The organism is Natronococcus roseus, assembly GCF_043677095.1.
In the GTDB taxonomy this organism is placed as follows: Archaea; Halobacteriota; Halobacteria; order Halobacteriales; family Natrialbaceae; genus Natronococcus; species Natronococcus roseus.
This window is the reverse complement of the sequence record NZ_JBHLJR010000001.1, coordinates 490823-503966: the sequence shown is the minus strand read 5'-3', so window position 1 is coordinate 503966 and position 13144 is coordinate 490823. Positions and strand designations below refer to the sequence as shown.

The window sequence follows — 13144 nt, the reverse complement described above, 5'->3', positions numbered from 1 at the left end:
GGTTTGAGAACTTCCATCCTGATATCGAGTACGAACGCAGCACGTATAGGCTCGTTCGTAAAATATTTCATATCGAGAAAGGCAGAGATCCCGCGGGGGATTTTCACAGTATGAAAATCTTTCACAGTACGAAACCGACTTACGCTCGGAGGACCCAGTGACCGTATGGAATCGACGCTCGAGGAGATCGAGTTTCTCGCGCTGTCGGCCAACCGCGTTGAAGTCCTCGGACTGCTCGCCGACGGACGGCGGACTCGAGGCGAACTGGGCAAGGCGACGGGCGCCTCGCAGGCGACGCTCGGACGCATTCTGGGCGACTTCGAGGACCGATCCTGGATTCGACGCGACGGCGATGCCTACGTGGCGACGGCGACGGGGCGACTCGTCGCCGAGGGGTTTACCGATCTCCGGGAGATTCTCGAGGCCGAGACGAAGCTCCGGGGGGTAATCGACTACCTTCCGACCCACGCGATGGACGTCGACCTGCAACGGCTGGCGGACGCGACGATCACCCGGCCCTCACAGATGCGGCCGAACGCGCCGCTGTCGCGCCTGCTCGAGCTACTGCGCGAGGGCGATGAGGTCCGAACGTTCTCCCACGCGTTCAACGAGCAGACGCTGACGGTCGTCCAGGAGCGAACGGCTGCGGGCGACCAGCGGTTCAGGGGCGTCTTCTCCCGACGCGCAATCGAGGCGCTTGCCGAGGAATCGGCGCTCCGGAATCGATTGCGGTCGCTGGTCGAGTCCGACCACGCCGAACTCAGGGTTCGGGACGAGGGGGTTCCGATCGCGGCGATGATCGTCGACGACGTCGTCTACCTGCTCCTTCGCGACGAGAACGGCGTCCTCCGGGCGTCGATCGACTCCGACGATCCGGCCGTCCGGGCGTGGGCCGAGGACACCTACGACCACTACTGGCGGACAGCGGACCCCCTCGAAGCCGAGACGCTGTCGCCCTGAGCGGTGGCCGTCCGGTTCTCTCGGTGAGCGCGTCGACCCCGTTAGTTCGTCTCCTTCCAGTCGCCGACCTCCCGATTCCCGAACTCCCCCTTGGCCTTGCGTTCGCGGGGCCAGAGCACGATCGCCAGGATGGTCCCGTAGAACGCCACGACGACCGCCAGGACGAGTATCCCGGGCAGCGAGCCGACCGATGCGGCTTCGACGACTCCGGTCTCTCCCATGTAGGCGGTGATCCGGAAGATCCAGGCGAGCAGGAGAACCGTCACGAGCGCGAGGTAGATGCGCCGGAGCCGGTTTGCCACCGCCTCGAGCATCGTGATCTTCATCGTCGGATCCCGGTAGTCGTCGCTCAGTTCGCTCCGCCAGTCCTCGTGTTCGGACTCCTGGGAGGGGTCGAGCGCGTCCGCGAGCAGGTTCTCCTGGAACAGTCGGACCCGGGACCGATAGACGTCGTAGTCACGGTACCGGCGGGCCTCGATCAGCAGGAACAGCCCCACCGCCAGCACGCCGACGAGGATCACGTAGTGGGGGTTGTCCGGACTCGAGAACGCCCACGTCAGGATCGCCGCCATCACCGTCACCGCCCACGTGGTCGTCTGGTCGAGGCGCTCGCGCCAGGTCGTCTCCCGGTCGAGCTCCCCGCGGTAGGCGTCGCCGAGGACGGAACTCATCTCCGAGACGTCCGTTGCGACCTCGTCGCCGAGATCGACCTCGTCGCCCGCATCCTGTTTGGCATTCTCTCCCATATTACTCTACGAGAGCCTTCGTCGGCGAGGACGAAGTAACGTTCGTGAGGGAAGTGATCTCGAGCGACGGCCGCGGTCGACGCTCGAGCCACGAGTCGTCGCTCAGTCGTCGGTCGGCGCGGTCGTCGGACTGTCGACGTCCGATCCGGCGGACGGCTCGTCGAACAGCGGACTCTGCCGACCGGGGACGAACGTGTTGAGCACCAGCGCGGAGAGGGCCGTCAGGATGACAGGCTCGCCGAAGAACGTCTGTGCGGCCGTCGGGAGCCCCTGGATGGCCTCCGGCGTCGTGGCGATGCCGAGGCCGAGACCGAGCGAGGTGGCCACGATGACCATGTTCCGCCGATCGAGCTCCGTGTGGAGGACGATCAGGCGGACGCCGCTGGCGGCGACCATCCCGGCCATGAGAACGACCGCGCCGCCGAAGACCGCGCTGGGAATCGTCGTCACGACTGCACCGACGACCGGGCTCAGCCCGAGCGCGGCGAGGACGACGCCCGCGATCGCGACGACGTGGCGGCTCATCACGCCGGTGAAGCTGACGATGCCGACGTTCTGAGAGAACGAGGTCACCGGAAACGCGGCGAAGATCGATCCCAGGGAGCTCGCGACACCGTCGGTAAAGAGGCCGCCGCGCAGCTCACGGTTTTCGGGCGAGCGGCCCTCCGCTGCGGTGACGCCGGACATGTCGCCGACGGTCTCCATCGCGGAGACCAGAAAGAGGAAGGCGAACGTGACGATCGCGATCGGCTCGAACTCGAAGCCGAACCGGGTCGGCTCGGGGACGGCGATCAACGCCGCGTCGCCGATCGGGGAGAAGTCAACGACCTCGAGGCCGGTGCCGAAGTGGAGCCCGATGGCGGTGACGTAGCCGATGACGATCGCCGCGAGCACGCTCAGCAGCCGCGTCACGCCGCGCGTAAACAGGTTGAGCCCGATAGCGATGCCCAGCACGAGGGCGGCGAGCCCGACGTTGTGGGCCGCGCCGAAGTCGGATTCGCCGACGCCGCCCGCAGCGTACTCCATCCCGACGGGGATCAGGTAGAGCCCGATGATCGCGACGACGAGCCCGGTTACCAACGGCGGAAAGAAGGGTTCGATCCGATCGAACTGCCAGCCGATGAATCCCTCGACGACGACGCCAGTAACGAGGATCGCGCCGAACACCGCGGCCATCCCGAACTGCGAGCCGATCGAGACGATCGCCCCCACAAACGTGAAGCTCGCGCCCATGACGATCGGGAGCTTCGCACCCACCGGACCGATCGTGTACGCCTGGACGACGGTCGCGAGCCCGGAGAACAGCAACACCATCTGGACGATGTAGGCGGTGTCTCCGGCGCCGAGTCCGACGTCCCCGGCCACGACGTACGCCACGGCCGTCGCCGGCACGATCATCACCGCGACGTGCTGGATCGCCAGCAGCACCGACTTCGGCAGCGGCGGCTTGTCGTCGAGTTCGTACTCGAGGTCCATCTCCCCGTCCCGTTCGGTCGACATCTATGGCCGCCAGGTTGCGAACCGCCGCACAAAAGATTTCGCAATCGCGATTATATATTGCTAGCTACTGCCGATGTTCACTCACTATCGTGCATAGGTCCGGAGATCACGTCGGTATCCACGGAGTCCGGCACGTCGTGGACGATCACCTTGCCGTCCTCGACGGTGATGTCGAGGAGGCTGGTCGCCTCGTAGGGGGTGTCGTCGAGCGCGGAGTCGCCGACCTTCCGCATGACGACGACGACGTCGACGATCTCGGCGCCGATCCCGTCGAGGGATTCACAGATCGCCGCCAAGGTGCCGCCCGTCGAGAGCATGTCGTCGAGGACCACCACACGGTCACCCTCGGCGACGTCGTTGATGTACATCTCCGACTCCGAGTAGCCCGTCTCCTGGTGGAGCGACACCTCCCCCTCGAGCCCGTAGGGGCGCTTGCGAATCACCACGAGCGGAATGTCGGTCTGGAGGGAGACGGCGGTCGCGAGGTGGATCCCCATTGCCTCGGGAGCGACGATCTTGTCGACCTCGAGGTCGGCGGTCCGCATGACCTCGACGACGACCTCCCGCAGCAGCGCGGGCTCGAGCTGGGGGACGCCGTTGCTGATCGGGTGCACGAGGTACTCGTAGCCGTCCTTGTCGATGATCGGTGCGTCGTCGAGCGAGGCGAGCAGGCGCTCCATGGCGTGGGTTCGGCCAATCCGAGTAAAAGCCGTTCGTTCTCCGGAGGGGGTCCGGTCGTCCCGACTGTCGGACGGAGGGTCCGGCGATCACGCCGTCCGAACGGCCGGCATGCGGTTGCGAAGGGGCCACCTCAGTCGTCCGACCGTGACTCGGAGCGGGCGCCGCTCGAGCCGTCCGCCGGGCGATCGAGCGTCTCCCAGGTGGTGTAGCCGTCGCCGTCGCGGAGGTTCGCCAGCCCGCGGAGCATCCCGACGCCCGAACGGGTCAGGTAGTACGGAACCTCGAGCGCCGGCGGGAGGGGGCGATCGGCCGTGTGCGCGACGGCCCCGACGCCCGCGAGCAGTCCGAATCCTCCCGTGAACGCCAGCAGCCCGTGTGCGAACGGTCCGCCGTTCGTCGCGACCGAGATGAGAGTCGCGACGAACAGCCCCGCGAACGAAAGCGGCGCCAGCGCCAGCAGTCCCCGGTGGGAGAGTAGCTGATAGGCGACCAGCGGCCGACGGATCGGGTTGAACAGCTCGCGTCGCCGCAGTCCGGTCCGCCAGATCCGAGTCGCGATACGGAGCCGTCGCCGGAGCTCGTCCTCGACGTCGCCGCTCATCCGCTCCCGGGCCACGGCGTCGGGGGCGTACGCCACGCGCTCGTCGTCGGCCAGGATCGCCAGCGGGAGCGCGAAGTCGCTGATCGCGTCGGCCGGCAGCGGGTCGTACGACGACCGCCGAACCGCGTAGATCGCGCCGGTTCCGGTGACGACCGTCGACACCCGTCCCTCGAGACGCTTGAGAAGCTGCTCGAACCGCCAGTAGACGTGTTCCCCGGCGACCAGGCCGTCCTCGCGGTGTTTGAGGTTGCCGACGACGCAGCCGACGCCCGGCTCGAAGCGCTCGACCAGCCGGGAGATCGCGTCGGGGTCGTACATGCTGTCGGCGTCCGAGAAGACGACGATCTCCTCGTCGACGGCCTCGACGAGTTCGTTCTGGCAGGCGGTCTTGCCGACCCGTCCCTCGACGCGAAGCAGTTCGACGCCTCGATCGGCGTAGGAGCGAACGACCGCGTCGGTGCCGTCGGTCGAGCCGTCGTCGACGACGACGATCCGCAGCTTCCCGTCGGGGTACTCGAGGGCGAGGCTGTTCTCGAGTTTCCGCTCGATGACCTCCCGCTCGTTGTAGGCTGCGATCGCGAGCGCGACCGACGGAGTCCGCCCGCTCCCGTCGGCGGAGCGGTCGTCGGTCCAGAACGACGCGAGAACCAGCGACAGCGGGTAGAGAACGAACGTGTGCAACAGAACCAGAACGCACACCCAGAAAACGACGGTAACGAGTCCGTTCACGGTTCGAGTCTCGGTAGCCGTGGTTGCGACGAGGGACACTTAGCCGTTGTTATCGGTGGCTACCGTCCGCATCCACCCCTCGTGTCTCACGCAGACCGCGACGGGAACCGCCTCGAGGCCGAGCGCCCGCGCGATCGAAAACCGGTGTTTCCCGCTGACCAACAGGGGTTCGCCGTCCCGGGCGACGTCGACGACGATCTCGTTGCCCAGCGCGTGGAGGATCCCGGCTCGAGCGACGGTCCCCTCGGCGATCAGCTCCCACTGGGTCTTGATCCCCTCCTCGCGGATCGTCTCCGCCAGATCGTCGAGCCGCGAGCACCGCTCCAGTACGTCGGCTCGCGTCCGACAGTCCTGCCAGACCGGCGTCCCCGACTCGATTCGGTCGACGACGCCACGAACGAACGCGGTGTCGGTCCAGTCGACGCCGCCACGGAGTCGCCGTCGGATCGCAACGTACAGCGGCGAGTCGACGACGCGGTCGGCGTACAGCAGCGCTCGCTCGCCCCGCTTCGGGTAGGCGTCGGGACGGGGCGCCTCGGCGTACGGTCGCCCGTCCCAGTCCCCGTCGCGGACGTCGCCGAACGAGCGCCGACGGTTCCACCACGGGGGGTGGACCCGTGGGGAGAACCGACGGACTGCGGTCGGATCGATCCACCGAATCGCGAACGGATCCGGCGGGGACGAGTAGTCGAAGACGTCGGCACGCCGGAGGCGCGTTCGGGCGGTGCGGGTCGCCCGGAGACCGGCGAGGAAAACTCCCGCGGGCACTCCGCGAGTTGCGGCCCTCGAGACGGCGTCCTTGCTCGCACGCCGGAGCGCAGGTTGGGTGGCGATCGTTCGGCGGAGCCGACCGACGGGATCCAGCGTGCCGTCCGATCGTCGGGTGCGGTCACTCACGGTAGCCCAGCGCTCGCAGTCGCTCCGCGACGGTCTCGTCGCCGACGCGGTCCCGGCGTTCGACGGGCGGTTCGGCCTCGATCTCCCGGCGTCGATCCCAGGGAGGTTCGAACCAGGACACCTCGACCAGTTCGGGCGTGTGAAGGCCGTCGTAGTGGCCGTAGACGGGGACCGGAAGGGGGCCGAGGTCCTCGCCGAGCATGTTGCCGTGGTCCGCCGTGAGCACGAGTTTGCCCTCGAGCTCCGACAGGAGGTCCTCGAGGGCAGTAAGGACGACGCGCAGGTTCTCACGGTAGGCCTCGATCACGGCCGACCGGGAGGCGGAAGCGAGCCCGAACTGGAGCTGCGCCCAGATCGAGTACGACTCCATCGCGGCGTAGTCGCCGTCGGGGGCGTACCCCCGGTGGTCGAGCTCGCGGCCGCGCTCGCCGATGAACGGGTAGTGGGGCTGCATGTAGTGGGCGACGATCCGCTTGTTCGGATACCGATCGTGCGCGCGCCGAACCGCGTCGTTCATCACCGCGGGCGTGACGGTCTGGAGCTCCTCGTCCCACTCGTCGTAGACGGGGAGCAGATCGTGGAAGGTCCCCTCGGGAAGCCGCGAGACGTAGGGGTTCGCCGAGACGTAGACGACGTCGTGGTGGCTCCCACCGGCGAAGTTCTCCCGCAGGAACTCGCTCGAGGTCGCGCCCCTGGACCGCCGCTTCGAGAGGGTCCCCTCCAGATGGTTCTGTTCGGCGAAGGTGTCGTACCGGCAGGCGTCGAGGACGAACAGCGTGTCCCAGTCCTCGCGAACGACGGCTGTCCCCGGTCGATCCCGCGGGACGAGTCGGGCGAGCAGCTCTCGCCGTGCCCGGTGGCCGACGCGTTTCAACCGGTCCCGCGCGGCGAGGGCGGAGGTCTCGAGGGGGCGAGCGAGGCGCATCGATCTCTCGTGCGGTCGTCTCCCGTGTCGGAAACCTGTTTCGGTCGGTGACGGACGCGTTTTCGAGACCGAAAGCGAATCGTTCATGTTCCGACCGTCTAGTCGGGAAGTTCGTGCGCCTCATCGAACTCTCGGCCGTCGACGGCGCGGGGAAGTCGACGGTCGCCTCGCGGATCGCGACCCGGGTCCGGAGCCGGGGCGAGAGCGTCGTCGTCCTCCACTGGCCCAGCGACTCGCTGCTCGGCTTCCTCCCCGACGAGTCGACCCGCGGAATCGCGACGCTCGTCGACGCGTTCGACGGCGACTCGAGTGCCGACGGGACCGACCGACCGCCGGGAACGACCGTCCCCGGAACGCTACGATCGCCGCTCGGAGCCGCGTTCGACTACGTCGTCGCCCTGGTGTTTACGCTGAAGCTCTGGTTCGTCCTGCTGAACTACCTGCTCGTGATCCCGTATCTCGTCGTCCGGTACCGCGACGTCGACTACGTCGTCCTCGATCGGTGCGCCTTCGACGACCTGCTCCAGCTCGAGTACCGCGGCGTCCCCCGCGGGCTCGTTCGAGCGGGGCTCGCTCTGATCCGAACGGGCGACTGTTACTGTCTCGAGGTCGGTCCCCGGACCGCGGCCGCCAGGGACCGAGGAGCCGACGGGTCGGACCACGCCGACGACTACTACGACCGAAAGAGCCGGCTATATCGCGGCTACGCGAGGCGACACGGCGTCACCCGCGTCGACGCGACGGCGCGGCCGTCGACTATCGCGCGAGCGATCCTGCGGGACGGACGGTAGCCGCTACGACCGAAAGAGCCGACCGTACTACGAGAGCCGTCGAGAGCCCAGCTCGTCGGCCGCGACGATCGCGTCCCGAACCTCGTCGACGCTCGCGTCGAAGGCGTTGTGGATCGTCTCCTCCTCGGCGACCGCCGCTCGCGCGACCCGCTCGAGGTCGTCCTCGGCGGGATCGTCGACCCCGAGCTCGCCGAGCGTGACGGGGAGTCCGAGTTCGATCGAGAACTCGAGGACGTCGTCGACGAACGCGTCGTCCCGCCCCTCGAGGACGAGCTGTGTGACGATCCCGAAGTTGACCTTCTCGCCGTGGGTCGCGTGGTGGGTATCCTCGAGCTGGGTGAGCCCGTTGTGGACCGAGTGGGCGGCCGCGATCCCGCCGTTTTCGAACCCCAGCCCGCTCAGGAGGGTGTTCGCCTCGGTTACCGCCTCGACGCTCTCGGTGACGATCCCCCGCTCGATGGCCTGCACCGCCGAACGGCCGTGTTCGCGCAGGAGATCGTAACAGAGTCTCGAGAGCGAGTGGGCGGCGCGGGTCGGCCCCTCGTCGAAGAAGTTCTCCCCGTCGGCCCGGCGAACGGCGTCGGCCTCGAACCAGGTCGCCATCGCGTCCGCGATCCCCGATCTGAAGAAACGAACGGGGGCGCCCGCGATCACCGCCGTGTCGACGAGCACCAGATCGGGATGGTCCTCGTAGAACCAGTAGCGCTCGAACTCGCCGTCGTCGGAGTAGATGACCGAAAGCGCCGACGTCGGCGCGTCCGTCGAGGCGATCGTCGGCACCGAAACCATCGCCCCGCCCGCGTTCTCCCGGACGGCCTTCGCCGTGTCGAGGGCCTTCCCCCCGCCGGCGCCGACGACCGCGTCAGCGTCGGCCTCGCGAGCGATCTCGGTGAGGCGGTCGATCTCTGCCTCCGAGGCCTCCCCGCCGAACTCCTCGAGTATCGGCTCGACGTCGCTGTCCTCGAGGCTCGCCTCGGCCCGGTCGCCGACGATCTCGAGGACGTCGGCGTCGGCGAGCACCAGCGCCGACGCCGCTGTGGACTCGAGGCGGTCGCCGAGCTGGTCGAGGGCGTCGCGGCCCTGTACGTACGCTGCCGGTGATTTGAACGATCGAATCATGCAAGGATCTCGCACCACGGAGGGACAAATAGTCGTTCCCTCGGGCGCTGACACGTTCGGGACGAGCCCTCGGAAGTGCTACTGTTAGGCCTACCCGTTAGGTGCATCGTCGACCTAGCCGGCTCGATGACTGACGTTTCCGTAGCCGGCGGCGGGATCGGCGGGCTCACCGCGGCGCAGGAACTCGCCGAGCGTGGGTTCGACGTGACCGTCTACGAGGCCAACGACCGGTTCGGCGGGAAGGCCCGTTCGATGCCGATCGACGGCCCCGACGGACTGCACGGCGAGCACGGGTTTCGCTTCTTCCCGGCGTTTTACCGCCACGTCGTCGACACGATGGAGCGGATCCCGGACGGGGCGGGCAGCGTCGCCGACAACCTCGTCGAGACCGAGGCGACGCTGATCGCCAGCACCCACCGCCCCGACCAAATCGCCGAAACTGGAAGTCCCGAGTCACTCCGCGAGTGGCTCGAGGCGCTCCGGCCGGCGTTCGCCGAGGACCTGCCGTCCGAGGACGTCCGGTTCCTGCTCGAGCGGCTGGCGTACCTGCTGACCGCCTGCGAGAAGCGCCGCGAGGAGGAGCTCGACGACGTCTCCTGGTGGGAGTTCATCGACGCCGAGAACCGCTCACAGGAGTTCCAGGATCGGCTCGCCTTCGCCACCCAGTCGCTGGTCGCGCTCCGGCCGGAGGTCGGCAGCGCCCGAACGATCGGGACGATCTACATGCAGCTGCTGTTCGGACAGCTCGATCCGAGCAGACCGACCGAACGGATCCTGAACGGGCCGACCAACGAGGCCTGGATCGACCCCTGGGTCGCGTACCTCGAGGACCTCGGCGTCGAGTTCCACCCGTCGACGCCGGTCCGCGGATTCGAGGTCGACGGGGGGCAGGTCGCCGGCCTCGAGCTGGCCGACGGGAATCGGGTCCGAAGCGACGAGTACGTCCTCGCGGTTCCCGTCGAGGTCGCCCCGGAGTTCGTCACGCCGGAGCTGGCTCGGGTCGCCCCCGAGATCCGACGGATCGACCGCCTCGAGACGGCCTGGATGAACGGGATTCAGTTCTACCTCCGCGAGGACGTCGAGCTGACCCGCGGCCACCAGGTGTACGCCGACGCCCCCTGGGCGCTGACGTCGATCTCCCAGCGGCAGTTCTGGACGGGGTACGACCTCGAGGAGCGCGGCCCCGAGGAGGTCGCGGGCGTCCTCTCGGTGATCGCCTCCGACTGGGGCACGCCCGGAATCGTCTACGACAAGCCCGCGCGACGGTGTTCCCGCGAGGAGATCGCCACGGAGATCTGGGAGCAGCTCAAACGACACCTCGACGGCCCCGAGACGCGGCTCACCGACGACCTGCTGGTCGACTGGTTCCTCGATCCCGCGCTCGTCGAGACGGGCGGTGCGTCGGAGACCCGCGGCGAGGCCGTCGAGGGCGGCGTCGAGAACCGCTCGCCGCTGCTGATCAACACGGTCGGTGCGTTGCGAAACCGGCCGCCCGCGGACGTCGGCGTTCCGAACCTGACGCTGGCGAGCGACTACGTCCGGACCAACAGCGACCTCGCGTCGATGGAGTCGGCCAACGAGGCCGGGCGCCGGGCCGCGAACGCGATCTGTCGGCGCCACGGCGCTCGCGAGACGGCGCGGATCTGGGAACTCGAGGAGCCCGCGGCCCTCGAGCCGTTCAAACGGCAGGATCGGATCCGGTACCGACTCGGGCTGCCCCACCCCGGAGCGGTGACCCAGTCGATTCGACGGGTGACGAGCCGGCTGGGCAGTCGAGCCTGACTGGCCGCGAAAGCGCCCGTTCGATACGTTGGTGATCGCCGTCGAACGTCCCCGTACGGCTGCCGACGAAACGGTCGTCCGAACCCTGCTGCTCGTTCTCGCCGTCCTGTTCTTGCTGTCGGTTTTGCTGATGCTGCTGGCCGTTCCGATGATCGGGCTGTGGGGCGGGGATCACATGTGAATTCGGAACGGAACGGTAGGAATCGGGTAGCTCGTAGTCCTGTTGTGGCTGTTCCCGGTGGCGGTGATCCTCGGCGTCGGCTACCTGCCGTACAGCGTTCGCGTCGACTCCTCGAGCCGTCGCTCGGATCCTGCACTCGAAGTGTTGCGAGTCGCGTACGCTCGCGGCGAGCTCTCCGACGAGGAGTTCGAGAAGCGCCGGGATCGGATCCGACGCGAGGACGAACGGTCCTGAGCCGCATCGCTGGGTACTGTTGGAGCGCCACACCTTGCGGACGGGGGCGAACGCGGGTCGCGACATCGACGGTCAGTCGGAGCGGCTGGTCACGCGCAGCTCGCCGTCGACCTCGTAGAGGTAGCCCCGCTCGAGCAGTCGCGTGATCGCGTGCTCGGCGTCGACCCGCTCGAGCGCGAGCTCCTCGACGCCAGTGAGAACTGTCACCGCCCGCTCGCGATCGATCGCCGGAACCCCGTCGTGGCCGGTGCTCGAGCCGACGATCCGGGTCGACAGCACCTCGTAGGCGTCCGTGATCCACGACGGGAGCGGCGGGCGCGGATTATCAGTGAGAGACACAGTCAACTCTCCGTTACTATACTTATCAACGTCGTACTACTTAATTGTACCCGCCGAATTCGCGTCGTGCGTACGCCAGCGTTCGATCAGGGCTGTTTCGAACCGATATCAGTATCTTCGTGCTCGTTCTCGCCGTGTTCCGCCAGTTTCTGCTGGGAGTCGAAGGCCTCCTCGCAGACCGGACAGGGGAACGCGCTCGATTCTTCGACGTTCTCGTCGTCTCGCGGGTCCATTACCATACACGTCAGTCCCAACATCCGCCACAATAATTGTGAACGTTGCACACGATGGGTGTTCGGTCGCTGGTTCGATTATGGAGTGGGTTCCCGCGCCGAATCGAGTGTCCGCAACTCGTCGGTGCGTCGAGGCCGCGTTACGGGCAGTTCCCCGAGCAGTTACCGAGCTGCTCAGGACCGGCGCCGGCTGTCGGGCGCGAGCGCGTCGTCGTACACCCGCTCGAAGAGCGCCTCGAGTTCGTCCCGGGTCGGCTTCCGGGGGTTGTTGTCCGGCGAGCCCGAGTCGAAGGCGTCCTGGGTCATCCTCGGGACGACCTCGAGATAGGCCTCGCGGTCTGGAACCTCGCCGAACTCGTCGAGGTAGCCGGTGAGCGAGATATCCTCACAGAGCTGCTCGACGCCGTCGCTGGCCCGACGAGCGGCCACGCGGTCGGCGTCGGTTTCGTCGGCGACTCCGAGCATCCGGGCGACCTCGGCGTACTTCCCGGGTGCGGCAAGCTGGTTGAACTCGACGACGTAGGGGAGGATGAGCCCGTTCGCCAGCCCGTGTGGGATGTGCAACTGTGCGCCGAGCGGGCGGGCCATCCCGTGGATGAGCGCGACCGACGAGTTGCCGAAGGCCTTGCCGGCGTGGAACTGCCCGATCATCATCTCCGAGCGGGCCTCGATGTCGTCGCCGTTGGCCCAGGCGGCCGGCAGCGAGTCGACGATGCGCTCCATCGCGCTGCGAGCGTACTCGTCCGTAATGGGGTAGCTCTCGACCGAGGTGAACGCCTCGATGGCGTGGGCGAAGGCGTCGATTCCGGTGAACGCGGTGTGGCTCTTCGGGAGCGACCGGGTCAGCTCGGGGTCCTCGATGGCGACGTCGGGAACGATGTTCTCGGAGACGATGATGAACTTCGTGGCGGTGGACTCGTCGGTCAGCACGGCCGTGCGGGTCGTCTCGCTGCCGGTTCCCGCCGTCGTGTTGACCGCGAGAATCGGCGGCGCCGGGTTCGGAACGCCCTCGTAGCCCGCCTTGTCGACGCCGAACTCCCGGAGGTCGCCGTCGTTAGCCGCGAGGATGCCGACCGATTTGCCGACGTCGATCGAGGAGCCGCCCCCGAGCGTGACGATGACGTCGCAGTCTCGGTCCTCCCAGACCTCGAAGGCGTTCTCTACGTTCTCGACCGTCGGATCGGGTCTGACGCCGGTGTACAGCGCCGTCTCGACGCCGCTCGCCTCGAGGTTCTCGACGATTCGCTCGCCGTGGATGTCGTAGATCATCTCGGAGGCGACCACGAGCGCCGTCTCCCCGTATCGATCGGCGTACTCGCCGATCCGCTCGCTGGCGTCGGTACCGAACAGCGTCTTTCCCGGCGAGACCACGGTACGCGTTCCGTGCGTGAGCTCGGACATGTGTTGTGCCAACGCAAAGCGTGTT

15 protein-coding genes are annotated in these 13144 nt (G+C 67.6%); 5 read left to right on the top strand and 10 right to left on the bottom strand.

Translation table 11 applies throughout. From position 1 onward, the window contains the following. Window positions 1-165 precede the first annotated feature (165 nt). Window positions 166-960: a helix-turn-helix transcriptional regulator gene (locus tag ACFEMD_RS02625; RefSeq protein ID WP_394739331.1), complete on the top strand. Its 795-nt coding sequence runs from the start codon at window positions 166-168 to the stop codon at window positions 958-960. A gap of 41 nt (window positions 961-1001) precedes the next feature. Here the strand turns inward: ACFEMD_RS02625 and ACFEMD_RS02620 are convergent, their stop codons facing one another. From ACFEMD_RS02620 to ACFEMD_RS02595, 6 genes are all read right to left on the bottom strand, one after another. Further along, window positions 1002-1706 (bottom strand): DUF2270 domain-containing protein, encoded by a 705-nt coding sequence (locus tag ACFEMD_RS02620; RefSeq protein WP_394739330.1) that lies wholly within the window; start codon window positions 1704-1706, stop codon window positions 1002-1004. A 102-nt stretch (window positions 1707-1808) separates the two neighbouring features. Next, the gene (locus tag ACFEMD_RS02615) at window positions 1809-3206 is read right to left on the bottom strand and encodes a uracil-xanthine permease family protein (RefSeq protein WP_394739329.1); all 1398 of its coding nucleotides are present in this window, start codon (window positions 3204-3206) and stop codon (window positions 1809-1811) included. Between the two features lie 77 nt (window positions 3207-3283). After that, complete coding sequence (gene hpt, locus ACFEMD_RS02610) at window positions 3284-3886, bottom strand: hypoxanthine/guanine phosphoribosyltransferase (protein WP_394739328.1); 603 nt, start codon at window positions 3884-3886, stop codon at window positions 3284-3286. Between the two features lie 131 nt (window positions 3887-4017). Continuing rightward, entirely contained in the window at window positions 4018-5187 is a 1170-nt protein-coding gene (locus tag ACFEMD_RS02605; RefSeq protein WP_394739327.1) for a glycosyltransferase family 2 protein, read from the bottom strand. A 69-nt stretch (window positions 5188-5256) separates the two neighbouring features. After that, window positions 5257-6114: a hypothetical protein gene (locus ACFEMD_RS02600; protein ID WP_394739326.1), complete on the bottom strand. Its 858-nt coding sequence runs from the start codon at window positions 6112-6114 to the stop codon at window positions 5257-5259. After that, window positions 6107-7039: a hypothetical protein gene (locus ACFEMD_RS02595; protein ID WP_394739325.1), complete on the bottom strand. Its 933-nt coding sequence runs from the start codon at window positions 7037-7039 to the stop codon at window positions 6107-6109. Before ACFEMD_RS02595 ends, ACFEMD_RS02600 begins: the two co-directional genes overlap by 8 nt. Window positions 7040-7152: 113 nt before the next feature. On the opposite strand from ACFEMD_RS02595, the gene ACFEMD_RS02590 reads away from it, so the two are divergent. After that, window positions 7153-7830 carry a nucleoside/nucleotide kinase family protein gene (locus ACFEMD_RS02590; protein WP_394739324.1) on the top strand — a complete coding sequence of 226 codons (678 nt, stop codon included), beginning with the start codon at window positions 7153-7155 and terminating at the stop codon, window positions 7828-7830. 27 nt (window positions 7831-7857) lie between these two features. On the opposite strand, the gene ACFEMD_RS02585 is transcribed toward ACFEMD_RS02590, so the two are convergent. After that, entirely contained in the window at window positions 7858-8949 is a 1092-nt protein-coding gene (locus ACFEMD_RS02585; protein WP_394739323.1) for a glycerol dehydrogenase, read from the bottom strand. 126 nt (window positions 8950-9075) lie between these two features. Here ACFEMD_RS02585 and ACFEMD_RS02580 point away from each other — a divergent pair, with 126 nt between their 5' ends. Genes ACFEMD_RS02580 through ACFEMD_RS02570 form a run of 3 tightly spaced genes read left to right on the top strand, consistent with a single transcriptional unit; the run spans window position 9076 to window position 11146 of the window. After that, window positions 9076-10731 carry a hydroxysqualene dehydroxylase gene (locus tag ACFEMD_RS02580; protein WP_394739321.1) on the top strand — a complete coding sequence of 552 codons (1656 nt, stop codon included), beginning with the start codon at window positions 9076-9078 and terminating at the stop codon, window positions 10729-10731. A gap of 31 nt (window positions 10732-10762) precedes the next feature. Then, the gene (locus tag ACFEMD_RS02575; RefSeq protein ID WP_394739320.1) at window positions 10763-10912 is read left to right on the top strand and encodes a hypothetical protein; all 150 of its coding nucleotides are present in this window, start codon (window positions 10763-10765) and stop codon (window positions 10910-10912) included. 57 nt (window positions 10913-10969) lie between these two features. Further along, complete coding sequence (locus ACFEMD_RS02570; protein ID WP_394739319.1) at window positions 10970-11146, top strand: SHOCT domain-containing protein; 177 nt, start codon at window positions 10970-10972, stop codon at window positions 11144-11146. Window positions 11147-11218: 72 nt separating this feature from the next. On the opposite strand, the gene ACFEMD_RS02565 is transcribed toward ACFEMD_RS02570, so the two are convergent. The 3 genes from ACFEMD_RS02565 to ACFEMD_RS02555 all read right to left on the bottom strand — a co-directional run bounded on the left by ACFEMD_RS02565 (window position 11219) and on the right by ACFEMD_RS02555 (window position 13119). Then, complete coding sequence (locus ACFEMD_RS02565; RefSeq protein ID WP_394739318.1) at window positions 11219-11485, bottom strand: hypothetical protein; 267 nt, start codon at window positions 11483-11485, stop codon at window positions 11219-11221. Window positions 11486-11571: 86 nt separating this feature from the next. Then, window positions 11572-11718: a C2H2-type zinc finger protein gene (locus ACFEMD_RS02560; RefSeq protein ID WP_278293140.1), complete on the bottom strand. Its 147-nt coding sequence runs from the start codon at window positions 11716-11718 to the stop codon at window positions 11572-11574. Between the two features lie 174 nt (window positions 11719-11892). Further along, on the bottom strand, window positions 11893-13119 hold the full coding sequence (locus ACFEMD_RS02555) for an iron-containing alcohol dehydrogenase (protein WP_394739317.1): 1227 nt from the start codon (window positions 13117-13119) through the stop codon (window positions 11893-11895). Window positions 13120-13144: the final 25 nt, after the last annotated feature.